Genomic DNA, 25,726 nt, shown 5'->3' with positions numbered 1-25,726 from the left:
TTGAAGCCGTTCTTAGTTAGTTCACTTCACAACAAAGAATCCAGCATTATTTGTTGGATTCTTTGTAAGTTATTTAGGGATCATTTATGTTTTCATAACTTTAATTAGTTGGTTCTATTTTATTAAGTAAATAGACGTAGAGAAACCTCTGTTTCTCTACGTTTCGAACACATGACCTAAAAAGTCGGTTCACTCTGTATCCAGCGACAAGTAAACCGGGCAATGATCGCTTCCCAGCGTTTCTGCATGTATTTCTGCTTCGTTAATTCTGTTTTTCCATCTCTCCGACACGATAAAATAGTCAATCCGCCAGCCGATGTTTCTTTCTCTCACTTTGTTCATGTATGACCACCAGCTATATGCATCGGTACGTTCTGGATACAGATAGCGGAAACTATCGACAAATCCGGTGTTAAGGAAGGTTGTCATCTTTTCGCGCTCTTCTGTCGTAAAGCCGGAGTTGCCGCGGTTTGTTTTGTAATTCTTCAAATCAATCTCTTGATGTGCGACATTTAAATCACCGCATAAGATGACTGGTTTGCGTGCATCCAGCTCCTGTATATAAGCGAGAATCCGATCTTCCCATTCCAACCGTTCCGTGAGACGTGCTAAATCACGTTTGGAGTTTGGCGTATACACGGTTATTAAGAAGTAGTTTTCAAACTCCAATGTGATGATTCTTCCTTCTGGTTCTATGATATCTTCTTCTAAACCGTACGTAACATGCAACGGCTTTTGTTTAGTAAAGACAGCCGTACCTGAGTAGCCTTTCCGCTCGGCATAGTTCCAATATTGATAATAACCGGGCAAGTCTAGTTCAATTTGCCCTGCTTGCAGCTTTGTTTCCTGCAAGCAGAATATGTCTGCGTCTTGTTCTTTAAAATAATCCAGAAAACCTTTCTTTACGCATGCTCGGATGCCGTTTACGTTCCATGATACAAGTTTCATTGCTATATTCCCCCGTGTTGTCTCTAATCTGTGATGTGTAAGATGATTTTGCCTGTATGTGTTCTGCTTTCCAAGAGCTGATGTGCTTTTGCAGCATCTTCCAGCTTGAATTCTTTTATTCTCGGAAAGGTAATTGCTTCTTTCTCAATTAAATTGATGACTTGGTTTGAAACAGCTTGCAGTATTTCAGGTCGCTCCTGACGTGTTGTTCCAAGACTGAAACCAAGCAGCGAACGACAGGTGCTGTGAACATCTGTTGTGGTCAGTTCACCAGGACCTCCGCTGGCATTCCCGTAATTTACTAATCTGCCATAAGGCGCCAAACAAGCTAAACTATCTTCTGTAATTTTTCCTGCAAGAGAATCGAAAATCAAATCTGCGCCAGTGTCTGCAGTGAGATCGTTAATGACGTGAGAAAACCTGTCGTAGGTAATCACGTGATCTGCACCCATTTGCAAAGGAACAGCGGCTTTGTCCATGCTGCTAACAGTTCCAATTACCTTACCAGCGCCAAATAACTTGGCAAGCTGAATTAAAGTCAGCCCGGTACCTCCTGCTGCCGCGTGAACGACAACCGTTTCCTCTTTCTCCAGTCGGCCAATTCGCTGCAGCAGCATAAAAGATAGAAAGGAAGGAATTGGACTTGCTGCCGCAACAGCTGTGTCCACATGGTCGCTAATAGGATAAGTGAGTTTTGCGTTTGCAATTGCATATTCGGCATAAGCCCCGCCTTTGACAAACGCTATTACACGCTGCCCCGATTTAAACCCTTCCACTGCCGGTCCAGCTTTGTCTATGATTCCGACTGCATCTAATCCAGGAATACCAGGTTTTCCTTTCCCCTTTGTTCCTTTTCTTTTCTTAATATCTGCGAAATGCACGCTTGCTTTTAATACTTTTATGCGAATTTCTCCAGCTGCAGGTTCAGGCAGCATTGCTTGTCTGTATACTAGTACTTCCGGACCGCCTGTCTCTTCAGCAACAACCGCACGCATCGCTCATTCTCCTTTAATATAAGATACGGAACCTAAAGTCATAAAATACTTTTCTCCGCATATTTTATCATATTGCAGCATGTTTTCCGTCCCAAAACTCTTAGGAAAAGGAGCTGTACAATGAATACTGTGCATATAAGAGATGTAAAAGCAAAGATTGATACGTATATAGAAAATCTGAAAGCCAAGCAGGAAAAAGATGGTGCTTGGCGGATGTGTTTTGAAGGAGCAATTTTGACGGATTGCTTTTATATCATGACATTTACATCATTTCATAGAGAATTAGAGACTGTGGAAAAACTGAAGGGGCGTTTGCTTCAACAACAGCGTGAAGATGGCAGCTGGTCAAACTATGCGGGAGAGAGGAATGGAAACCTGTCTGCTACGGTTCTCGCCTTTGCTGCACTCCGTTTTTCGGGTGTAGAAGCAAGTCGGCTGCGCCAAGCAGAGCAGTATATTAACCATAACGGCGGAATTAATAAAGCGCACTTTATGATTCGCTTCATGCTGGCTGTACATGGCATGATAGCGTGGCCGCCGTTTCTAAAATTCCCGATGACTGCTTTGCTCGTACCAACTACATTTCCGATTAACTTCTTCCAGTTCAGTTCTTATGCCAGAATTCATTTTGTTCCAATGCTGTTGCTTCTAAATAAAAAATTCAAACGAATCAGTAAGCACACTGTTTCACTCGATCACCTTTTGTACGAAGATGAATGGGATGAAAGAACAGATGATGGATCCTCATGGAGGACAATAACAAATGAATGGAGCAGGCTTGCTCGGCTGCCAGCGCGCCTGCACCGAGCTGGTTACAAGTATGCTGAACAGTACATGCAAGAAAGAACAGAATCAGATGGAACACTTTACAGCTACGCAAGTGCCTCCTTTTTCATGGTTTACGCGTATTTGGCGTTAGGATACGAAGAAAAGAATCCGAGAATACAGGATGCGCTGAATGGCGTACACGCACTCGTTAATGAAAGTTGCAACGGTATCCATGTGGAGAACTCCACCTCTACGGTTTGGGATACAGCATTACTTAGCTACGCTTTGCAGCAAGCCGGTGTTTCCAGCAAAAGTACGATGATTCGGTCGGCTACACATTATTTGCTGCAGCGCCAGCACACGCAGAAAGCAGACTGGCAAATCCATGCGCCCAACGTGGAACCTGGAGGCTGGGGATTTTCTGATATTAATACGAATCACCCAGATCACGATGATACTGCCGCTGCTCTGCGGGCGCTCACCAGATCTGCCAGAGATGATATGGATGTGAAGCGCGCATGGAAAAAAGGCTGCGATTATTTATTAGCCATGCAAAACAAAGACGGCGGCTGGGCTGCATTTGAAAAAGATACCGATTGGCGGCTGCTGACAAAGCTTCCGATTGAAAATGCGCGGGATGCAGCGATTGATCCGTCCACCGCCGACCTGACCGGCCGCGTGCTAGAATTTCTTGGAACGTATGCCAGCCTGAAGCAAGATCATTATAGTATGAAAAAAGCAATCAAATGGCTGCAGAAGCATCAGGAATTGAATGGATCGTGGTATGGCAGATGGGGTGTCTGCTATCTATATGGTACATGGGCTGCGCTTACCGGACTTTCAGCTGCCGGAGTGGAACCCAGCGCGCGATGTGTGAAACGTGCAGTCAATTGGCTGAAAGCTGTTCAGCATGACGATGGCGGCTGGGGAGAATCGTGCCGAAGTGCAGAAGTAGGAACATTTGTAGATTTGCCAATCAGTACGGTCGTCCAAACCGCTTGGGCAGTAGATGCCTTGATTGCATGCGGAGAACAGAATAGCGAAGAAGTGCAGCAAGGAATCCGCTTTTTGCTTATAGCAAACTCCCAGCAAGCCGCCGTCGACTATCCGACCGGAATCGGTTTGCCGGGTCAGTTTTATATTCGCTATGAAAGCTATCCGTATATTTACCCGCTGCTTGCTTTAAGTCATTATCATATTAAAGTGAAGCATCACTGAATGGCTTTTACCATACCGCCATCAACGACAAAAGCTTGGCCCGTTACATACGTATTCGCCGAGGAGACAAGAAAAGCAGCCATTTTCGCAAACTCCTCCGGCTTGCCGTATCGGCCGATTGGAATCGCTGCTTGGCTTTCTTGTTGGATTTCTGCCAAACGCTTACCTAACTGATCTGCGGATTTCTGATCCAACTGATCAACGCGATCAGTATGAATTTTTCCAGGTCCTAATGTATTGATTAGAATGTGATCCGGTGCCAATTCTTGCGAGAGCGACTTTGCTAAACCAACGATGCCTGCTCGAAAGGTATTAGATAAAAGTAAGTTATCAATCGATTGCTTAATAGAAGAGGAGGCGATATTTAAAATATGACCTCCTCCATTCTTTTTCATGACCGGTACAACTGCACGAATAAACCGAACAAAACTAAGCAAATTCAGTTCAAAAGCCTGCTGCCAGTCTTGATCTTCAAAATCAGCTAACTTACCAGCTGGCGGACCGCCGGCGTTATTAACCAGGATATCGATGGAACCGGTATGCTGTTTCGCTGCTTCTACTGCACGCATTATCGCCTGTGCATCTGTTACATCACAAACAGAATAGAAAACAAGACTATTGCCAGAAGCTTTTATGGTTTCCTCTTGGGCCAGTTTGAGCGTTTGTTCGTCCCGGCTCAAAATATGGACGATGGCACCTTCTTCAGCTAACTGCAGCGCTGTAGCCTTTCCTAAACCTTTACTTGCAGCAACAACTAATGCCGTTTTTCCTTTCATACCCAAATCCATTTTTACCCCTCCTTATTCTGCTAGTTTAGCAATCTTACTTTGTATCCAGCGCTTTGCTGTTTCTTCCGGAATGTCATATGTACCGCCTTCACGAAGCAAGTTGCTTTTATACATCGTCTGGACGAGCATCGTCACTTTCATTTGCTCTTCCCCCTTCCTATGGTCATTATACACCGAAGCCGCCCTAGCTGGCAGGCTGGGCGGCTTGTTTAAAATAATACGATATAATTTCTGTGCACGACGGCTTTATGCCAAGTGGAAGCAGGAGCGTGATCGCCTCGTTCGAGCATTTCTCGTAAATCTGCTGAAGATATGTCGCTAATCCCTCGGGCAATCCGTTGTTTATCTTCTGTCACAATATCCACAACTGCTGAAGGTGAAAAGGTTCCTTCTACTTCAGTGACGCCAATCGGCAGCAAACTCTTCCCTTGCTCAAGCAGCGCTTGTACTGCCCCTGCATCAACAGTCAAAGTGCCTGTTGCTCTTGCGTGATGCGATAGCCACTGTTTGGTTTTCCGCTGTACTTCTGCTGCTTCATCACCAATATACGTTCCGGCTCCTTCACCTTGAGAAATGGCCAGTAAGGTAGACGTTTCATTCGTTGTACCGATAAAAACAGGAACACCTAATTCTAATGCTGTCTGAGCAGCCAGTACTTTTGAATACATACCGCCTGTACCTACTTTTGATCCTGATACTTGTTCAATAGAAGCTTGCATTTCAGAAGGGATTGTTTTCAGCCGATCATATCGTTTAGCATCAGGATACGTGTTCGGATTTTTGTCATATATGCCGTCCACATCCGTAATTAATATCAGCAGATCCGCTTTGACTAATCCGCTCACATAAGCAGAAAGCATATCATTATCTCCAAACGTCAATTCTCGAATAGAGATCGAATCATTTTCATTGATAATTGGGATGATGTTTCGCTTCAACAGCTCTTGCAATGTATTATAGCTATTGTTATATTGATCCGCATTGGTAAACACATCTCGTGTTAAAAGCAGCTGGGCACACTTCATATCGTGCTTGGAGAAGGCGTCCGTATATGCTTGTACAAGCAGCCCTTGCCCTATTGCAGCTGCCGCCTGCTTTCCTTCAATTGTTACCGGCCTGGACGGATAGCCTAGCTGAAGAAATCCCGCAGCCACGGCACCAGAAGAAACAAGAATCACTTCATAGCCTTCGTTTGCAAGCATTGCAATTTGTTCTGTATGCCGGCGAATCTTCTGTTCACTCATTCCGCCGCCAGCTTCTGACAGCATGCTGCTGCCTATTTTCACAATTATCCTTTTCATCTCATTCACCTTTTCATCTTGCAAATCAAATTTTATTATTAACGATTATATAGCAAATTGACGTAGGATGTAATAGCTTTTCTGGACAAATCAGACATGAGGAGCGTAATTAAATAGATAGCAGGGTGCGGCAGAATAATAAACAAGATATTCAAAATTACGGCTTGCAAAACCCTTTATTGGATGAATCTCTTACTCATTTTGTTCTAGCTTTGGAATTTGACGTAAAACAAACTCCATTCGATCAATCTTCTTATTCTCATCCCTTATAAAACGAAGGGTGGATGGCATTTCTCTTATCGTAAACAGAAACTCGTCGTTTCCGATTGGCTCAAGCACTGAAGCAGGCAATCCAGCTGTTGCTAATTGCAGCTTTCCACTTTCTACATACAATTTATTCATCATACCGTCCCCTGATAGGAAAGTTCCCTCATATTCCATTAAATCTTCAGGGGCTATATCCGAGGTTTGAACGTTTAAGTGCGATGCATCAATTGTCTTATCCAAATGAAGACTGGCAAATGCACTAAAAAGCAGTTTCGAAGATGGTGCTCCTGCTATATTTGCAAGCGTTATTCCCGTCAGATTAAGTTCAGGCAAAATATTCATCTGGGCAGTTACACCCTTCAGATCTCCGCCATGATGAATAAGCTTATGACCAAAGAAATCAGGTATGATGGTTAAACCATAACCATAAAAACTTCCATGTGCACATGGAATATACGGTGTTGTCATTAACTCCACGCTCTCAGGTTTCAAGATTTGCTCAAGACCAACCTTTCCGGCGTTACGAATAATTTCTGTAAACTTGAGCATATCATTCACTGTGGATTTTAAGAATCCTGCCGGGCGCATCGCTGGAGCGTCCCAAGGATTATTGGACCTAAAGACAACTTTTTCACCATCATGCTCTCGGATGTCATATAAAACAGCTATATCTTCCTCCGCGTTCATATCAGCTTTGTAATGGAAACCACTGTTATGCATACCGGCAGGCTCTAAAATATTCTCTTGCACATACTGTTCATACGTCGTACCGCTCACCTGTTCAATTATTGCACCTAAAAGGGCATAGGCGTCATTAGAATAACTGAATTCAGTTCCCGGAGCTCCAAGCAGTGTAAACGCTGTTTTGGAAATAGAATCTATTAAGTCAGAATATGTATCAATCGACGGAATCGCATCCAAAGGATTACCTTGCTGTTCATCTTCCCCAAATTTCGGGTCCTTTTCCATGCTCTTTTTAATTGAGCCAATTAAAGTGAGTAATGGCGGTATACCTGATGTATGTGTCAAAAAATGATGAATCGTCATTTGATTCGTGTACGCTTCATTTGATGTCTTCAATTCCGGTAAGTATTTAGTGACACAGTCTTCTACTGATAGTTTACTTTTTTCTTGCAATTGCAGAATAGCTATTGCTGTAAAGGCTTTTGTAATAGAACCAACACCAAAAACGGTATCAGATGATAACGGAAGCTGTGCTTCTACGTCACGATGACCAAACTCTTTCTCATAACATAATTCACCATCTTTAGCTAAGCCGATTGCAAAACCAGGTACTTTGTATTTATCCAACAACGTATTGGTATATCGTTCAAATTCATGCACGTTTGTTCCTTGATTCATGAAGTAAACCCTTCTCTCTTTTTCTCGTCTTCACGTTCTTTTTTGAGTATGTTAGGCAGCTCTTCCAATCATACCAAATTATTGTAACATCTATAGTCCTGCATGTATGTACGTTTGGATCAAGCTTATTATCTAATGCTAAGAAACCAAGCGGTGCTTATGTGTCAAAGCACCGCTTGGTTTCTCAAAGAGTTAGTTATAATTTTATTTTACTTATTTAAGGTTTCTTGTATTTATTTCACTTCAACAGTCCAGCCGAACGTATCTTCAACTTCGCCTTTCTGGATGCCTGTGATTGTATCATAAATACGCTTGGCAACTTCTCCAGTTACACCATTGTTGATTTCATATGTTTCGCCTTCGTAGGACAGTTTGCCGACAGGGGAAATGATGGCTGCTGTTCCTGTACCGAATACTTCTTCTAGTTTGCCTTCCTTCTGGGCTTGCACTACTTCCGCAATCGCTATACGACGTTCAGTGACTGAATAGCCCCAATGATTCAATAGCTGCAGCACACTGTCACGCGTAACACCTTGCAAGATGCTTCCGTTAAGCTTTGGTGTCACGATTTCGCCATCGATTTTGAAGAAGACGTTCATGCTGCCGACTTCCTCTACATATTTCTTCTCAACACCATCCAGCCACAAAACTTGTGAAAATCCAGATGCTGCAGCGACTTCTTGCGCTTTCAAGCTGGCAGCATAGTTACCGCCAGTTTTGGCGTCGCCTGTGCCGCCTTTGACTGCACGTACATAGTCATTCTCTACTGCGATGCTTACCGGGTTAATTCCTTCCTTATAGTAAGCGCCCACAGGAGACAAAATGATGATGAACTTGTAGCTGACTGATGCAGCTACGCCAAGGAACGGCTCCGTCGAAATAATGAAAGGACGAATGTAAAGCGAAGTTCCTTCTGCAGTCGGAATCCAATCCTTCTCGACCGAAATAAGCTGTCGCAATGCTTCTAAAGCCAAATCTTCGTCTAGTCTCGGAATACACAATCTGTCATTTGAACGGTTAAGTCGTTCAAAGTTTTTGTCAGGTCGGAACAGCAATACTTTTCCTTCCTCTGTAACATAGGCTTTTAAGCCTTCAAATACAGTTTGGCCGTAATGGAAGCACATCGCGGCTGGGTCCAGCTCAAGTGGTGCATATGGTACAATCTGCGGATCATGCCAGCCAGTCTCAGCTGAATAATCCATTGTGAACATGTGATCCGTGAACACCTTCCCGAATTCTAGTGTACTTGCTTCCGGTTTCTGTTTTAAGTTTTCGCTGCGTGTAAAAGCAAAGGTTTGTTGTTTCAAAGCTAGGACTCCCTGTCATTTTAAATTTTTCTTTCTTTTCTTCTCCTAAATTGTTCCTAATAATAGAATATTGCGACAACAATATCTTATCAAAGAATTATATAGGAGATAGCATATAGTTTCAACCTAAAATTTTAACAATTTTTTCGACTGTATGTTACGATAGATGCATATTAGGGTAAAGCTACATAGAGAAATAAAGGAGGCACGTTTATGGAGATGGGTACAATCATGTGGATTGTGTGCGGTGTTATCGTAATCGGTGCGCTGGCAGTTGCTGCTGTTATGATTGCAAAAGCTGTAAAATCCATGTTATCGACGAAAAAAGAAATCAATCAAATTATGGCGCCAATGCAAGCGGATATGCAGACAATTAAACAGGAACAGACTGTTTTACAGCAGCATCAAAAAGAAATTCAAACTAATGTACAATCCATGACGGAAGGTTCCAAGACAATCATCACATCCGTCAAACAAACGCCATCCATACTAAAAAAACAATTTAAAGAAACACAGCTGCAAAACAAATAGCCAGCAGTCATTGACTGCTGGTTTCTTTATGCTTCCGTCAGTTCATTTAACTGACGCAATATGTGCTCAGCCTGCTGCATTGCATTTTTCACATCCATTAACTCATGTGAAAATTGCTGGATGCTTTGTTCTGTACGAGAGCTTATTATCTCATTATCCTGGGAATGACTCATTATTGTCTCAAATTGAGCTGTAACATCCCCTAGCTGCACAGTGCCGCTATTGATTAAATCCTCACCTGTACCCATGAACTGATTCACATTGTGTATTTGTTCATGCGTTTCTTGAATGAGTCCCGTAACATCAGAAACAGATGCTTTCGTTTCTTCTGCTAATTTACGAACTTCACTAGCCACGACGGCAAATCCTTTTCCTTGTTCTCCTGCCCGAGCTGATTCAATAGATGCATTAAGCGAAAGCAAGTTTGTTTGTTCCGCAATTCCTTCTACCAACTCAACAATGCTTCCAATCTTCGAAGCTGCTTCTTCAAGTGTGGCTAGTTCTGCTTGAACTGCACTCATCTGCGCAGCGATACGTTGCATACGTTCTTGCTGGGAGATAAGCCCGGCTTGTCCTTCTTCTGCGTGTGTAACTACTTCCTTCGCGGTCTGCTTCGTTTCTAAGCTTTGCTCTGTCAGCGATTCAGAAGAAGCAACCAATCCCTCAACTGCTCGATTCACTTGTGTAAAAATACTGGTAAGCGTTTCGGACGTATGCTGAATACTTCCGTGCAGCTGATCCTGGTTTGCTATGTGTTCGATATGTACCCGCTCATGTTCCGTGTTGTACGCATCCAGCACAATTTGCTGCTCAATGTTGAATATTTTAGTTGTCGCTAGTACTGCTCTTCGATACGCAGGAAAATCCATTTGCTCATTTTCAAAGATTTGCAGCATTTGTTGCAGCAAATCTTGAAACGCTCCCATATACCACTTTGGCTCAAGGCCGATTTTTGCATGTATGAAAGCAATTCGCTTCCGTTTTTCTATATAATCATGATCTACTCGACCATTGAACATTTCCTGAATATGCTGTCTCAATGTGCCTTTCAGCCGTTCTACTGTACTATTGCTTTCAATAATATGCAGCAAGTTCTCTTGATTCATAATGTTTTGATAAAAACTGCTTACAATTTTGTCTATTTCTTGACAAATGACAGGCTCTAACTGGGTTAAAATACGCAAGTCTTCCTCTGTCAGATTAATCATATCCAGCTGTTTTTTTAGTTCGCCATCAATCTTTAATACTACTTCTGCTCTTTGTGTAACTGCGGTGTTCTCTGTTTCTGCTTTTCTCTCTTTTTTGCGCTTTGTAAACATATGCGCCCTCCTCATTAATCCCACTACTTGTATATCGGCAGATTAATCAGCTATCTGAAGGTATTCTGTCAAAATACTGGTAAACAATCTAACAAGTTACTGGCTAACACAAGCTTCTGACGGCATAATAAAAGCAGAACCTCCAGATTGGAAGTTCTGCTGTAAATTAAGGTAAAACTGTCTCACCCATGAGCTGAAGATCTACTTGCTTGGCAACGTCTCTGCCTTCGTTGATTGCCCAAACGATTAAGCTTTGACCGCGTCGGCTGTCACCAGCAGCGTAGACGTTATCTACGTTTGTACGATAATCTCCGTAAGCTGCTTCCACTCGTTTGTTTGGCGTTACATTTACACCAAATTCAGTAAGCAATGGCGTTTCTGTTCCTTCAAAACCAATTGCAATCAAGACGAGTTCAGCAGGCCATACTTTTTCGGAGCCTTCAACTTCTTGATAAACAAACATCCCTTTATCATTACGTACCTTCTGCATATCCACTGTATGCAATTCTTTTAAATTGCCCTGTTCATCTTTTACAAATTTGGTTGTCTGGATACTATATTGACGAGGATCTTCGCCATACGCAGCTTTTGCTTCTTTATGTGCGTATTCCAAACCAAATACATGCGGGTATTCCGGCCATTGGTTATCTGCACTGCGGGCAAGCGGCAATGATGGATGCTTACCGAATTGCGTCACGCTCTTTGCGCCTTGTCGGACAGCAGTAGCAATACAGTCTGCTCCTGTATCGCCGCCTCCGATAACGATAACATCTTTACCGGCAGCGTTGAATTCTGGCTGCGCATCTTGTTTGCCATCAAGCAATGCTTTCGTTGAAACAGTTAGATAGTCCATTGCAATATGGATACCTTTCGCTTCTCTTCCTTGAATGACAAGGTCGCGCTGCTGCTGAGCACCAGTGCAAAGAATAACAGCATCGTACTGCGCGCGAAGGTCATCTGCCAGTATATCCTTACCGATTTCAGTATTTAAGATAAAATCGATTCCTTCTTGGCGCAGTAGATTGACACGGCGCTCTACGACATCTTTTTCTAACTTCATGTTAGGAATACCATACATTAGCAATCCGCCAGCACGGTCGGCACGTTCATATACCGTTACAGAGTGGCCTGCTTGGTTCAGCTGATCAGCACTTGCAAGGCCTGCTGGACCAGAACCGATAATGGCAACTTTCTTACCCGTACGCTTCGCTGGGATACGCGGTGTGATCCAACCGTTTTCAAACCCTTTGTCGATAATGGCACGTTCAATATTTTTGATCGCAACTGCTGGATCGCTAATTGCAACGGTACAAGAACCTTCACACGGAGCTGGACAGACACGACCAGTGAATTCCGGGAAGTTATTCGTCAGCATCAATCGTTCTAATGCTTCCTTCCACTTTCCTTTATACACCAAGTCATTCCATTCTGGTATCAAGTTATAAATCGGACAGCCGGATGTGCTGCCGCCGATCTCCATGCCGATATGACAGAATGGCGTACCGCAATCCATACAGCGGGCACCTTGTGTCTTCAGCGTAGCATCAGAGAAAGGAGCGGCGTATTCGTTCCAGTCCCGGATGCGCGTTTTAGGATCACGTTCATTTGCTTCTTCTCTTTTGTAGTCAATAAATCCGGTTGCTTTCCCCATACTTACACCTCTCTCTTAATGTACTGCTGCAGGCTTTTCGGATTCCTTCACTGGACGCGGCTGCTGATTCTTCAGCACAAACGCCTCCATGACTGCTTCCTCCTGCGTAAGTCCGCGCTCTTGCTGCTCTTCGATTTGGTGCAGCATGCTGCGGTAATCAATCGGAATTACTTTTACAAAGCTTGCAAGTTCTGCTTCCCAGTTTTCCAAGATAATGTTCGCTTTTTCGCTGTCTGTATACGCTGCATGCTTCTCAATCATCGTGCGCAGCGCAGCGATTTCCTTCTTATCTGTTAGCTGTTCAAAATCAATCATCTCCGTGTTGCACAACTGTTTGAATGCTGCACGGTCCGTTGTATGGATGTAAGCAATACCGCCAGACATACCCGCAGCGAAGTTCTTGCCTACCTCTCCAAGAATAACCACTTTACCGCCAGTCATATATTCACAGCCATGCTCTCCGATGCCTTCGACAACTGCAGTGGCACCACTATTTCGAACGGCAAAACGCTCACCAGCCATACCGTTGATATATGCTTCACCGGAAGTCGCTCCGTATAGGGCCACATTCCCAGCAATAACATGCTTCGCAGCCGAAACCCGGAAATCTAATGGTTTTTTGACAATTAATTTTGCTCCAGATAAGCCTTTTCCTACATAGTCATTGGCGTCTCCAGTCACTGTCAACGTCATGCCTTTCGGTGTAAAAGCACCAAAGCTTTGCCCAGCGGAGCCGTTGAAGTGTAAGTTAACAGTGTCTTCCGGCAGCCCAGCTTCAGCAAATTTCTTGCTGATCTCACTCCCGGCAATCGTTCCTGCAACACGATTTATGTTGCGGATTGGCAGCTCAAGATGCACTTGTTCTTTGCCAGCGAGTGCTTTTTCCATATGCGGCAATATATCTGTTGTATCCAATGCAATGTCGATTTTATGGTTTTGCGGCGTTGTATACGTACGTGCACCATCAATTTGATGCAGCAATCTGCTCAAATCAAGCTGACCAGCTTTCCAGTGTGATTTAGCACGATCAGATACTTCCAGCACATCTGTACGCCCAACCATTTCTTCCATATTGCGGAAACCAAGTTCAGCCATGATTTCACGAACTTCTTGCGCGATGAAAGTCATAAAGTTAACAACATGATCTGGGTCACCAATAAATTTCTTCCGCAGCTCTGGATTTTGTGTTGCGATGCCAACCGGACATGTATCAATGTGACAGACGCGCATCATTACACAGCCAAGTACAACGAGTGGTGCTGTCGCAAAGCCATATTCCTCTGCTCCAAGCAAGGCTGCCATTACGACATCACGGCCGGTCATCAGCTTGCCGTCGGTTTCCAAACGAACGCGGTCACGCAACCCATTCAGCATGAGTGTCTGATGCGCTTCCGCTAGTCCGATCTCCCATGGAAGGCCGGCATGCTTAATACTTGTCTTCGGTGAAGCACCAGTTCCGCCATCGTATCCGCTAATAACAATAACGTCTGCGCTTCCTTTTGCTACCCCGGCAGCAATCGTGCCGACGCCGCCTTTTGCAACCAATTTAACACTGATACGTGCATCGCGATTCGCATTTTTCAGATCGTGGATTAGCTGCGCCAAATCCTCAATGCTGTAAATATCATGGTGAGGCGGTGGTGAAATCAGGTTCACACCTGGTGTTGATTTACGTACATCGGCTACCCATGGATATACTTTCTTCCCTGGAAGCTGACCGCCTTCTCCTGGTTTTGCTCCTTGTGCCACTTTAATCTGCAGCTCATTTGCCTGGACAAGGTAAGAACTCATTACGCCAAAGCGGCCGGAAGCGATTTGTTTAATCGCACTTCGTCTGGAATCACCGTTTTCGTCCAACTGATAACGCTTGGCATTCTCGCCGCCTTCTCCGCTATTACTTTTACCGCCAAGACGGTTCATCGCAATAGCGAGTGCTTCATGTGCTTCTTCGCTAATAGAACCGAATGACATGGCACCTGTTTTGAATCGCGTGACAATGCTTTCGACTGATTCCACTTCTTCAATCGGAATAGAATTGACATGTTTGAAGTCAAACAAGTTTCGTAAGAATCCTAGACGCTCCTGATCGGCCGCCTCAGTATATTCTTTAAACAAATCATAGTTATTTTGACGGCATGCCCATTGCAGCGTATGAATTGTTTTTGGGTTGAAGGCATGATGCTCACCATTTGCACGCCATTGGAACTCGCTGCCTGTATCCAGTGTTGCAGCTGCTGATTTGTAAGCAGCTTGATGACGTTTTTTCGCTTCCGCAGCAATTGTATGCAAGTCAATCCCATCAAGCTGGGAGGTAGTTCCGGTAAAATACTTGGAAATAACAGCATGACTAATACCAACCGCTTCGAAAATTTGTGCACCTCGGTAGCTTTGTACCGTACTGATGCCCATTTTCGACATCACTTTCACAACGCCCTCTGTCATTGCCGCAGCATATTGTTTCACAGCTTCCGGATAGGATAGCTTAATATCTTCGTTATCAATGCTTTCTTTCAGCGTAGCATAAGCCAAATAAGGATGAATAGCATCTGCACCATAGCCTAACAGTGTCGCAACATGATGTACTTCCCGTACTTCTCCGGCCGAAGCAATCAAGCTGACTTTTGTGCGCAAACCTTTGCGAACAAGGTGCTGGTGCAAGCCGCTTACGGCAAGAAGTGTAGGTACTGGTACATAAAGATCCGACATCAAGCGATCCGTCAGCACAAGAACGCTGACGCCCTTGCTGATTGCTTCCTCTGCTTCTTGGAAAATTCGCTGCACGCTCTTTTTCAAATCTTCACCGAATAATGTATGGATCTCCTGCAGTTTGAAATCACCGCTAGGTTCAGCAACAAGTTGCTCCAGCTGATTATTCGTCATAATAGGAGATGCTAACTTGATTCGTCGGCAGTTTGCTTCATCAGGATGCAGCAGATTGCCTTCTTTCCCAAGATAAGAAAGTGTGCTTGTAACGATTTGTTCGCGATACGCGTCAATCGGCGGGTTTGTTACTTGTGCGAACAATTGTTTAAAGTAATGGAACAAAGATTGCGGGCGGTCAGACAGTACACTTAGCGGTGTATCATTTCCCATGGCACCGATTGGGTCCTTGCCTTCAGATACGAGCGGTACGATGTATTTTTGTACATCTTCATACGTATAACCGAAAGCTCGCTGTTTGGTGACCAAATCTTCTACTTTGCTGTCGTCCGTTGTTGTCCGATCTTCCAGTGACACCATATTGTTATCCAGCCATTTTTGATATGGTGCTTGTGCAGCCATTTCCTGCTTGATTTCTTCGTCCGGAATCAAGCGGCCCTGCTCAATATCTAATAACAGCATTTTTCCAGGACTGATCCGATTCTTCTCCAGTACATTTTCCTCTTCCACGTCTAAGACGCCTACTTCAGAAGAAAGGATAAGATGATCATCCTTCGTCACATAATAGCGGCCTGGACGTAATCCGTTTCGGTCAAGAACGGCACCAATTTGTTTGCCATTTGTAAAGGAAATGGCAGTCGGACCATCCCATGGTTCCATTAACGTGCTATGATAAGCATAAAAAGCTCGTTTTTCTGCATCCATATATGGATTCTTATCCCATGGTTCCGGAATCATCATCATGGCAGCATGAGCTGGTTTGCGGCCAGCTAGCACGAAGAATTCAAAAGCATTATCCATGATGGAGGAATCACTGCCGTCTGTGTCTAATATAGGAAGAATCTTTGCTGTATCTGCTCCAAATGCTTCGGATACAAGCTGCTTCTGACGAGCACGCATCCAGTTTACGTTCCCCTGCAGCGTGTTAATTTCTCCATTATGAATAAGATAACGATTTGGATGCGCACGTTCCCAGCTCGGGAATGTATTCGTACTAAAGCGAGAGTGCACAAGTGCAAATGCACTTTCAAAGAGCGGATCTTGCAGATCAAGGTAGAACTGGTCCACTTGAACAGATGTGAGCATCCCTTTGTAGACGATGGTCTCACTAGAGAAGCTGGCTAAATACAAATGCTGCTGCATTTCTTTCGATTCTTGTTCCGCCTGTTTGCGAATCACGTAAAGTTTCCGTTCGAACGGAAGCCCTTTTTCTGTTGTTTCTCCAATACCAACGAAAAGCTGACGGACGAAAGGCTTCACATCACTCGCCATTGTTCCGATATGTGTATCATCAACAGGCACAGTGCGCCAGCCGATTACCTGCTGTCCTTCTGCTTCTACAAGAGCGTTTATTTTGCTTTCCAGCTCTTCCTGCTGTGCATCTTGTGTATTGAAGAATACCATTGCCACACCATAGGCACCTGGTTCAGGTAATGAAAATTCTGTCTTTTCGGAAAAAAAACGATGTGGAAGCTGTACCATTATTCCAGCACCATCTCCTGATGCAGGATCGCTCCCCTGTCCGCCGCGGTGATCCAGCTGGCATAACAGCTGCAATCCTTTTTGAACGATATAATGGGCGGCTTCCCCTTTCATATGCGCGTATAAGCCGATACCGCATGCATCGTGCTCAAATTCCGGGCGATATAAGCCTTGTGCTTTTGGTAGAAAATGAAATGCCATTATTAATCCCTCACTCTCTCTGTCTCGAACCGACATGTTGTCTTAGTAACCATTGTAAGGTTTTCTAATTAATCGAAACAATATATAATTTAGATAGAATCAATCTCATTTTGAGATAGGTAGGAGGAAAACACAATGGAATTGCGTCAACTGCGCTATTTTATCGAGGTCGCCAAGCGGGAGCATATGTCGGAAGCTGCTGAATATTTACTTGTTGCACAGTCTGCCATCAGTCGACAAATCAGCAATTTAGAAGATGAACTCGGTGTCGATCTGTTTGAACGGGAAGGCAGAAATGTGAAACTGACTAAAATCGGCCGGACTTTTTTGAATCATATTGAAAAAGCTATGCATGCAATTGATTACGCGAAAAAACAAATTGATGAGCATTTGGATCCAGAACGAGGTTCCATTAAAATCGGTTTTCCAACCAGCTTAGCAGGTCAGCTGCTGCCAACTGTTATTTATTCCTTTAAAGAGGCCTACCCGAATATACAGTTCCAGCTCCGGCAGGGAACTTACCAATTTTTAATTGAGCAAGTATCACGTGGTGATATTGATGTCGCCTTTATTGGTCCTGTACCAAGAGAACATGACCGTATCGAAGGCGAAATTCTGTTTACCGAAAGTTTTTCTGCTCTCGTGCCAGTTGCACACCAATTCGCAGAACGCGAACAGCTGCAGTTAAAAGATTTACAAAACGAGCAATTTGTTCTCTTTCCACACGGATTTAAATTAAGGCAGCTCGTGATGGATGGATGTAAAAAAGCTGGTTTCGTGCCAATAGTATCGTCAGAGGGGGAAGATTTGGATGCGATAAAAGGACTTGTCGCAGCTAATATCGGTATCAGCATTTTACCGGAAAGTACATTTTATGATGCGACACCTCGGCTTACGACGAAAATTCCTATCACGTTCCCGGAAGTCAGAAGATCTGTCGGTATTATCATGCCAAAAGAAAGACAAGTGGCGCCTTCTGAACGCTTATTTTATGATTTTGTCCGTGAGTTCTTTTCTCGCTTGCAGCAGTTCAGATAAAAAAAGAGTAATTGTGCAAGATGCACAATTACTCTTTTTAGTTTGTTACACTGTCAGCCGGATGCAGCAAACGGCTCAGCTTTGTTAATTCGAACTCTTCAAGCATTGCCTGCTTCTGCTTCACGTCTACTTCCCATTTTGCATCTTCAAGCGAACAGCTAATCGGCACTTCACAATGAATAGCTGCAAGCTTTCTGCTTAAATGCAGGTTATCTAAGTCAGATTCAATTTTCTTTCGTACGCCATTCGGCAGTTCTTCTAGCTTCTCTAGAAGCTGATCAATTGTTTCATATTGCGTAAGCAGTTTGATTGCTGTCTTTTCACCAATCCCTTTTACGCCTGGGTAATTATCGGAGCTATCCCCCATCAAGCCCTTCATATCAATGATTTGGGCAGGTGTCAGGCCTTTTTGTTCCAAAAAGCTAGCTTCTTGGAATACTTCGTAGTTGCCCTCACCTTTTCGCATAATCGCAATATCTACATTCGGACGAACCAGCTGCAGCATATCTTGATCTCCTGTAAGAACTGTTACATGATGACCTTCTTCCGCATACAAACAAGCCAATGTGCCAATACAGTCATCTGCTTCGTAATTCTTCAGGCCAATATTCGGAATACCGTAACCCGCAGCAACTTGCTTTACTGCATCAAATTGCGGGATTAGCTCAACAGGCGGTGCCTCGCGGTTCCCTTTATACGTATCCAGCATCTCGCTGCGGAACGTTTTCGAACCCATATCCCAGCAAGCAGCAACATGTGTCGGCTCAAAATGATCGACAGCCGCAGCTAAGTGACGAATAAAGCCATGCAAGCCGTTCGTCGGCATACCTTTCGAATTTACCATAAAATAATTGCGGTAAGCCGTAGCGTGGAATGCACGGAACAAGATTGCCATGCCATCTACTAATAATATATGATTTTTCATAATAATATCTTTGTCTCCTTCATATCTTTCATCCTTCTAGTTTACCATACTAGTACAAGCAGATTAAATGGGGTAAAATAAGTCGTAGTAACACCTGGAAGGAGCTAGAAACAATGACAACAAACTTTGCTAAAGCAACATTTGCAGGAGGGTGCTTCTGGTGTATGGTAAAGCCGTTCGACCAGTGGGACGGCGTGGAATCGGTCATCTCCGGCTATACGGGAGGCCATGTCGAAAACCCGACATATGAACAAGTAAAAACAGGTACAACAGGTCATTATGAAGCTGTTGAAATTACGTATGATCCAACAAAAATAGCGTACCAGCAAATATTAGATCTCTACTGGCCGCAAATCGACCCAACAGATGCAGGAGGTCAATTCCACGATCGCGGCGACCAGTACCGGACTGCCATCTTTTATCATGATGCTGCACAAGAAGAATTAGCAAACTTCTCGAAGAAAGCACTTGAGGAAAGCGGCAAATTCAAACAGCCGATTGTCACTGAAGTATTGCCGGCAGCCGTCTTCTATCCTGCCGAGGACTATCACCAGGACTTCTATAAGAAAGAAACCGAAGCTTATGAAGAAGACCGTGCGAAATCCGGCCGTGATGAATTTATTGAAGCGCATTGGGACAAATAAAAGGAGCGATAATTTTCGCTCCTTTTCGCACACATTTGTTTACATAATATTATTATGGTCAACTTCACGTTTGATTAATTCATATGATTTCCATTTTGCTTCTTTATCGTAGATATTGGTAATCAGCATAAACTCATCAGCTTGATAAACCTCTTGCAGTCTTTCCAGCTCTATCCTTACTTTCTCTGGTGTTCCAATCACACAGCGTTGGCGATTTTTTCGTATCGACTCTTTATCCGCTTCTGTTAGTTCGCGCTTGCTTATCAGCTCCGGAGATGGAATTTGCGTATCGCGTCCTTTGCCGACACTAAGCAGCCAATGATCCTGACTTTCCGCTAATGCTTCAGCTTCTTCCTCTGTCTCTGCACACACAACAAAGATACAAACAATACCGTATGGCTTGTTTCTCGTTTTAGATGGGCGGAATGCTTCCTTATATAAAGGCATTGCTTTCGGCTTAGCAGGACTGATAAAATGACCGAACACAAAACCAATACCTAAATCAGCAGCCCGCTTCGCACTTCCTTCCGATAATCCGAGAACCCATAACGGCGCTGCTTCTGCTATACGAGGAGAAGCTTTTACCGAGCGATAAGGATGGGCACGAGGCAGCGTATTATATAGGAAACCTTGCAGTTCCTCCAGTTTTCTCGGAAACGCTCCCATCCCACTTTCCGCACCATCAGCTAAGGCACTTCTCGTTTGTTCCGTCCCTCCAGGAGATCGGCCCACGCCAAGATCAACTCGTCCGGGAAACAGACCAGCCAATGTATGAAATGTTTCCGCTACTTTCAGCGGACTATATTGAGGCAGCAAAACACCGCCAGTTCCAACTTTAATTGTATTCGTCGCACTGGCAATCCGTGTTGCCATAATCTCAGGCGCCACACTTACCAATCCATTCGTATTGTGATGCTCAGCAAACCAATAGCGCGCATAGCCAAGCTGTTCTGCATGCTGCGCTAATTCAACGCTCTCCTGCAACGCATCCTCCGGCGAAGCGCCTCTTCTAATCGGCGCCTGATCTAATACACTGAGCTTCATACGCTCACCTGCCCTCTTCTCTTCTTTCTTTATCTTATTGTAGGGAAAATGGCAGCTCGCATACAAGGTATCCGCTCATAGACACCGGCATTCTGTTAGCTTCTTATGATTCGATTTGATTTTTAACCGCTTTCATAGTACGTTATTAGTATCTCATTATCTTTTCTTGTAATTAAATAGTCACTTTAATCTTTTTTGAAAGCGCTTTAAAACGGGAGGTATCTTATTAATGAGTGCAGTCACTCCAAAGAATTTAAAGGATATAAAATACCTTAGTGAGTTAATGTATGAAACAATGCACATACCTGCTTTTTATTTAAATAAGAACTTTAAGGTTGTTACAAGTTTTCCGGCAAATGTAACGAGCAATCTCCTTTATCCATCTTATGACAAATTATTACAACAACTAGATTTTTTTACTGCTCCTTTAAATGTTCCCGTTTTATGCACCACAAGCTTATTGGAGAACTATATCTTTTTCAAGGTTGGAGACAATGATAAATTACATGGTTTTTGGGTTTTAGGCCCCTCCATCTATTCGTCTATTGGTAATGAAACAGTATTCGGGTTAATAAATGATAGTCAACTGAGATTCTCAATGGACACCTTGGCAAATTATTATGCATCTTTATCTGTGATAAATCAGCGTACTCTTCTGCACATAAGCGTTATAGCTGCTAATCTTTTGTATGATGAGCGCCTTACAGTTAATGAAGTTATTCAAAAGAACAACCATTTATCAAAGAATGCCACTCTAGAAGAGAATCCTGATTTACATATATCTAAAAATCGACAAGAAAACTTTTTTCACAATTCTTACAAATGGGAACAAATGGTGATGAAATGTGTTAAAGAGGGAGATAAAGAGAACCTCAAAAACTACTTAAATAACCCTGATTTTGATGGGCACTTAGGGATTCTTTCAAAAAAAAGTCATTTAAGAAGTCAAAAAAACTTAGTTATAACGTCTATCACTCTTGCTACACGTTATGCCATTGAGGGCGGACTTCATCATGAATTGGCTTACACCATGAGTGATCACTATATACAAGGGGTGGAAGACTTTAAAGAAGTGTTAGGTATGGAGTATTATCTTAATGAAGTCCTATATGCTTTTACAGATCGTGTAGATGAGATTAAACAGCAAAAGTACACTCCTCCTATTAATAAGTGTCAATCCTATATTTTTAAACATCTTTATGAGGAAATTAAATTGGGACAAATGGCGAAGTTAGTGAATATGCATCAAAACTATTTATCAGCATTGTTTAAGAAAGAAGTAGGCATGTCTATGACGGAATATATTCTTAATCAAAAAGTAGAAGAATCAAAAAGGCTTCTTACTCAAACTGATTATCAAATTTCTGAAATTTATACCTTGCTTAATTTTCACGATCAAAGCCATTTTACAAAAGTTTTTAAAAAGTACACCGGAACCACACCTAAAAAATTCAAATATAACAAAGGGAGTAATACTAACCTTTTTATCTGACAACCCTTTTTAAACGAAGATTCTAATACTTAGTTACGAACTTATCATAAAACCTGCTGATCACATAACAAAACTAAAACGAGGATTAAGGCAGATTTTGTATTTCGGTATATCCTGTCTAAATCCCAATGCCCGAAAATGTTTGGAACGGTGTAATTTTTGATTGCTTTACTGGAGTTATTGGCGTCGTTATTAGCTTCCTATTTGTTCCGAAGATATATGGTGTCGAGAAATAAATGTAAGTTTTGTCTTTCTTAAACAAAAACGAGTGTAAAAAAAGCATATACAGAGATTGAACTGTAACCCTGAGAGTAACACAATGGTGACGTTTGGTGACGTTTACACCTTTGCTACTCTCTATCAGGTTACGAATTACTTCTTGCATATTATCTATAAACCAATCACCGATACATATCGGCAAGCGGATGGTTGAAGGGGTTTTGATCGCTGGCTGAGAAATGGGTCAGTTCCTATGTCCGCAACTTTTTCACTATCTGCTAAACCTAGCCAAAAATTGCTTTGTCCTTTCCTCCTTCGTTTGTTCAAATAATTCTTTTGGCGAACCTTGTTCCACTATTACACCATCTTCCATGAAGATGACGCGATCTGCAATTTCGTAAGCAAAGCTCATTTCATGCGTTACGATAATCATCGTTACACCGGTTTGTGCGACTTTTTTTATGACATCCAATGTTTCTCCAACTAATTCGGGATCTAGTGCTGATGTAGGCTCATCGAATAAGATCACTTCCGGATTTAGCGCGAGTGCGCGGGCTATTCCAACTCGCTGCTGCTGTCCTCCAGATAATTGATGCGGGTAAGCGTCTCTTTTATCCTTCAAGCCTACTTTACTTAATAACGCCAGGCCTTTTTCATAAGCTTCTTCTTTAGGCACTTTTCGTGCAACAATAAGGCCTTCTACAATATTCTCAATTGCTGATTTATGATGGAATAGATCATATTGCTGAAAGACCATTGCTGTTTGTCTGCGTACTGCGAGTATTTCCTTCGATTTTGCTTTCTTAAATTCTACTTTTGTCTGACCGATACTGATTTCTCCTGCATCAGCTCTTTCCAGGAAGTTGATGCATCTTAAGAACGTGGATTTTCCGGAGCCGCTCGGTCCTACTATCACTACTACTTCTCCTTTGTCGATTCTCACGTTCATTCCCTTTAAGATAGCGTTTTTACCGAAGGATTTGGATATATTCTTAATTTCTATCATGCAAACTGTCTCCTTCTGCTTCTATGTGCGTATTTCTCGTATCCTGCCGTTACTGCTTCGATAGACGCACATACTCCCCAATAAATGATCGACACGGCTACATATGCTTCCAGATAACGATAATTTACATTTGCTTCAATTACCGCACCATTGAGAATATCTACGACAGATACCATCGAGACAAGAGAAGAAGCTTTAATTAAACTGATTAGCATATTATTCACTAAAGGCAATGCCAGCGGAATGACTTGCGGAATCATCACTCTTCGTAAAACCTGTAAGTTAGTCAAGCCAACAGAATAGGCTGCATCAGTCTGTCCTTTTGGGATCGAAGCTAACGCGCCTCTGAATATTTCCGATAAGCCGCTTGTCGCGTATAAAGTGAGTGCAAAAATAGCAATCCACCTTCTATCTATGTCACTGAAAGAGATAGACAGGGCGAGAGAGTCTGCCATTTTATCCAATGCGTCTGAAAAAACAAGGTAGGAAACGAGCAAAATTAACACAACTGGTATAGCTTTAAATATCGTCACAAACCATTTAAAGAATACAGCGAGTATCGGTATCTTATAATGACGTATTAACGCGATGCCCAACCCAATAACCGAGCCAAATAGAAGCGGCAGAAACCCTAATAACAGCGTAGTAGGTAAATAGTGCAACGCAGCCACAAAAGCTTCCAACATAAACGCAAAATCAAAATCCATACACTGAGCTCCTTCCTATTTGGTAAAGTCTCCTCCAAGATATTCTTCTGAAAGCTCGGCCAATTTTCCGTTGTCAATTAATTCTTGTAAAGCTCCATCTATTTCCTTTTGAAGTTTTGTATTATCTTTTTGATAGAGATAATATGTTTTAGACACATTCACCGGCTCTCCTGATGTAATAAGATTTGCATTGAATTGTTTGTTTAATTTATCTATATCATATTTGGTCAAAAGCGTCGCATCCACTGTCCCATTTTGGAGATTGTTTATGAGCAATTCATTACCACCATCACCATAGATAATTTCAATTTTATTGTTATGTTCTTTGTTATACTGCTCTAAAAGGTAAGCAAAGTTGCTTCCCGCTGATGTGTGCACTTTCTTTCCAGCCAGATCGTCCAGCGTTTGGAAATCATTTTTAGAATCTCCATCTACAACTACATAGCTTGTATAATCTGTATAACCGACTGTTCCAAATAGGTACTTTTCTTGCCTTTCTTCGTTGATTTCGTATTGATGTGCTGCTAAATCTACTTTGTTTGCATCCAATGCAGGCAGCACGTTCTTAAATTCAAATGACTCATATTTGAATTTATATTGCGGCAGCAAATTATCTACTTCATCCAGAACAGCTTTCTCATACCCTGTCAGCTTCCCGTTTTCATCCAAATACACAAATGGCTGGTAGGCGTTCCCTGTTCCAATCACCAATTCTTTTGCATCATGATCGTTATTAGCAGCACTCGCTTCTTCTGCATTATCTGCACTTCCGCAAGCGGAAAGCAGTAGCGTCATAAGAACAGCAACGCCTAATATACTGTATATTTTGAATATTGAATAAATTTTCATAATTTTACCTCCTGTTTGGCTTTACTTTATGCTTTTTTGTATTGTCATTGCACTCTCGGCTCTCTCTATCGATAATGGCTGCATGGTAACCTGTTTGCTTCTTTTAGGTGCATGCATCCTTTTTTCCAGCATATTGAACAGTTTCTCCAATGTTATGCTTAGGGCGATAAAGATGATGGCTGCAATAAAGTACCCTTCTAACACACGATAATATAAAGCTCCTAAGGTTTGCACTTTGCCCATAATGTCCAGCACACCTAAAGAAAAGGCTAACGACGTATTTTGAAGAAGGTTTACAATCGAAACACCAAAGTTCGGAAACGCAATTTTCCCTGCTTGCGGAATTAATGTTCGCCGGTACGCCTGCCACTTGGTCAAGCCGATGGATGCAGCTGCTTCATATTGGGATGCAGGAACACTTGATATAGCTGAACGGAAGATCTCTGAAAAGTATGCTGAGGTATTTATGCCATAGGTGATGTAAATGAAGTACAGCTTATTCCAGTTTGATATATCTATACCTAATGCGCCAAGTAAGCTTGGAACTCCATAAAATACAATGAACATTTGGACTAAAATAGGCGTTCCTCGGATAAAAGAGACATAAACAGCACTAATCTGATTTAAAAATGGTATCCTTTCAATCCTGCAATACGCAATGATCAGGCCTAAAAAACTGCCAATTAGCGTGGCGAATAAAACAATGAGTAATGTTGTCGGCAATGCCGACAACACTTTAGGGAATAAAGTGATCACATATTCCCATTTGAAGAACTCATTCACT

The 25,726-nt window shown here is 42.7% G+C and carries 21 protein-coding genes; 5 read left to right on the top strand and 16 right to left on the bottom strand.

From position 1 onward, the window contains the following. Positions 1-189: 189 nt before the first annotated feature. Both KS242_RS08965 and KS242_RS08960 read right to left on the bottom strand, forming a co-directional pair. The gene (locus tag KS242_RS08965) at positions 190-948 is read right to left on the bottom strand and encodes an exodeoxyribonuclease III (RefSeq protein ID WP_217324002.1); all 759 of its coding nucleotides are present in this window, start codon (positions 946-948) and stop codon (positions 190-192) included. 23 nt (positions 949-971) lie between these two features. Further along, positions 972-1,943 (bottom strand): quinone oxidoreductase family protein, encoded by a 972-nt coding sequence (locus KS242_RS08960; protein ID WP_217324001.1) that lies wholly within the window; start codon positions 1,941-1,943, stop codon positions 972-974. A gap of 120 nt (positions 1,944-2,063) precedes the next feature. Between KS242_RS08960 and KS242_RS08955 the strand changes: the two genes are divergently transcribed. Further along, positions 2,064-3,929: a terpene cyclase/mutase family protein gene (locus KS242_RS08955; RefSeq protein WP_217324000.1), complete on the top strand. Its 1,866-nt coding sequence runs from the start codon at positions 2,064-2,066 to the stop codon at positions 3,927-3,929. Here KS242_RS08955 and KS242_RS08950 read toward each other — a convergent pair. The 5 genes from KS242_RS08950 to KS242_RS08935 all read right to left on the bottom strand — a co-directional run bounded on the left by KS242_RS08950 (position 3,923) and on the right by KS242_RS08935 (position 8,954). Beyond that, on the bottom strand, positions 3,923-4,717 hold the full coding sequence (locus KS242_RS08950) for an SDR family oxidoreductase (RefSeq protein ID WP_217323999.1): 795 nt from the start codon (positions 4,715-4,717) through the stop codon (positions 3,923-3,925). The genes KS242_RS08955 and KS242_RS08950 overlap by 7 nt on opposite strands. Positions 4,718-4,729: 12 nt before the next feature. Further along, the gene (locus tag KS242_RS18210) at positions 4,730-4,858 is read right to left on the bottom strand and encodes a hypothetical protein (protein ID WP_256444539.1); all 129 of its coding nucleotides are present in this window, start codon (positions 4,856-4,858) and stop codon (positions 4,730-4,732) included. Between the two features lie 68 nt (positions 4,859-4,926). Beyond that, positions 4,927-6,018, bottom strand: a complete 1,092-nt coding sequence (gene proB / locus KS242_RS08945; RefSeq protein ID WP_217323998.1) for a glutamate 5-kinase — start codon at positions 6,016-6,018, stop codon at positions 4,927-4,929. A gap of 192 nt (positions 6,019-6,210) precedes the next feature. After that, the gene (locus KS242_RS08940; protein ID WP_217323997.1) at positions 6,211-7,647 is read right to left on the bottom strand and encodes a serine hydrolase domain-containing protein; all 1,437 of its coding nucleotides are present in this window, start codon (positions 7,645-7,647) and stop codon (positions 6,211-6,213) included. Between the two features lie 233 nt (positions 7,648-7,880). After that, on the bottom strand, positions 7,881-8,954 hold the full coding sequence (locus tag KS242_RS08935) for a branched-chain amino acid aminotransferase (RefSeq protein WP_217323996.1): 1,074 nt from the start codon (positions 8,952-8,954) through the stop codon (positions 7,881-7,883). A 213-nt stretch (positions 8,955-9,167) separates the two neighbouring features. Here KS242_RS08935 and KS242_RS08930 point away from each other — a divergent pair, with 213 nt between their 5' ends. Next, the gene (locus KS242_RS08930; protein WP_217323995.1) at positions 9,168-9,485 is read left to right on the top strand and encodes a hypothetical protein; all 318 of its coding nucleotides are present in this window, start codon (positions 9,168-9,170) and stop codon (positions 9,483-9,485) included. A 26-nt stretch (positions 9,486-9,511) separates the two neighbouring features. On the opposite strand, the gene KS242_RS08925 is transcribed toward KS242_RS08930, so the two are convergent. The 3 genes from KS242_RS08925 to gltB form a co-directional block, all read right to left on the bottom strand. Next, positions 9,512-10,804: a globin-coupled sensor protein gene (locus KS242_RS08925; RefSeq protein ID WP_217323994.1), complete on the bottom strand. Its 1,293-nt coding sequence runs from the start codon at positions 10,802-10,804 to the stop codon at positions 9,512-9,514. A gap of 166 nt (positions 10,805-10,970) precedes the next feature. Beyond that, entirely contained in the window at positions 10,971-12,455 is a 1,485-nt protein-coding gene (locus tag KS242_RS08920; protein ID WP_217323993.1) for a glutamate synthase subunit beta, read from the bottom strand. A gap of 15 nt (positions 12,456-12,470) precedes the next feature. Then, a complete protein-coding gene (gltB, locus tag KS242_RS08915) occupies positions 12,471-17,018 on the bottom strand; it encodes a glutamate synthase large subunit (RefSeq protein ID WP_217323992.1) in 4,548 nt (1,515 codons plus the stop codon). A 135-nt stretch (positions 17,019-17,153) separates the two neighbouring features. Here gltB and KS242_RS08910 point away from each other — a divergent pair, with 135 nt between their 5' ends. Next, positions 17,154-18,056, top strand: coding sequence for a glutamate biosynthesis transcriptional regulator GltC (locus tag KS242_RS08910; protein ID WP_217323991.1), 903 nt, complete (start codon positions 17,154-17,156; stop codon positions 18,054-18,056). 37 nt (positions 18,057-18,093) lie between these two features. Here KS242_RS08910 and KS242_RS08905 read toward each other — a convergent pair whose 3' ends face one another. Beyond that, positions 18,094-18,981 (bottom strand): 5'-3' exonuclease, encoded by an 888-nt coding sequence (locus tag KS242_RS08905; RefSeq protein WP_217323990.1) that lies wholly within the window; start codon positions 18,979-18,981, stop codon positions 18,094-18,096. A gap of 113 nt (positions 18,982-19,094) precedes the next feature. On the opposite strand from KS242_RS08905, the gene msrA reads away from it, so the two are divergent. Beyond that, entirely contained in the window at positions 19,095-19,625 is a 531-nt protein-coding gene (gene msrA / locus KS242_RS08900; protein ID WP_217323989.1) for a peptide-methionine (S)-S-oxide reductase MsrA, read from the top strand. Positions 19,626-19,664: 39 nt separating this feature from the next. Here msrA and KS242_RS08895 read toward each other — a convergent pair whose 3' ends face one another. After that, positions 19,665-20,669 (bottom strand): LLM class flavin-dependent oxidoreductase, encoded by a 1,005-nt coding sequence (locus KS242_RS08895; protein WP_217323988.1) that lies wholly within the window; start codon positions 20,667-20,669, stop codon positions 19,665-19,667. Positions 20,670-20,898: 229 nt separating this feature from the next. Here KS242_RS08895 and KS242_RS08890 point away from each other — a divergent pair, with 229 nt between their 5' ends. After that, positions 20,899-22,161, top strand: coding sequence for a helix-turn-helix domain-containing protein (locus KS242_RS08890; RefSeq protein ID WP_217323987.1), 1,263 nt, complete (start codon positions 20,899-20,901; stop codon positions 22,159-22,161). A gap of 490 nt (positions 22,162-22,651) precedes the next feature. On the opposite strand, the gene KS242_RS08885 is transcribed toward KS242_RS08890, so the two are convergent. From KS242_RS08885 to KS242_RS08870, 4 genes are read right to left on the bottom strand one after another with little or no spacing between them, the layout of a single operon-like run. After that, positions 22,652-23,386 (bottom strand): amino acid ABC transporter ATP-binding protein, encoded by a 735-nt coding sequence (locus KS242_RS08885; protein WP_217323986.1) that lies wholly within the window; start codon positions 23,384-23,386, stop codon positions 22,652-22,654. Further along, the gene (locus tag KS242_RS08880; protein ID WP_217323985.1) at positions 23,383-24,093 is read right to left on the bottom strand and encodes an ABC transporter permease subunit; all 711 of its coding nucleotides are present in this window, start codon (positions 24,091-24,093) and stop codon (positions 23,383-23,385) included. The genes KS242_RS08885 and KS242_RS08880 overlap by 4 nt, the downstream gene beginning before the upstream one ends. A gap of 15 nt (positions 24,094-24,108) precedes the next feature. Beyond that, complete coding sequence (locus KS242_RS08875) at positions 24,109-24,942, bottom strand: transporter substrate-binding domain-containing protein (RefSeq protein ID WP_217323984.1); 834 nt, start codon at positions 24,940-24,942, stop codon at positions 24,109-24,111. Positions 24,943-24,963: 21 nt separating this feature from the next. Continuing rightward, complete coding sequence (locus KS242_RS08870) at positions 24,964-25,725, bottom strand: amino acid ABC transporter permease (RefSeq protein ID WP_217323983.1); 762 nt, start codon at positions 25,723-25,725, stop codon at positions 24,964-24,966. Position 25,726 lies beyond the last annotated feature (1 nt).

The sequence above is a fragment of the Terribacillus sp. DMT04 genome, assembly GCF_019056395.1.
Taxonomy (GTDB): domain Bacteria; phylum Bacillota; class Bacilli; order Bacillales; family Amphibacillaceae; genus Terribacillus; species Terribacillus aidingensis_A.
This window is presented reverse-complemented; position numbering and strand designations above follow the sequence as displayed.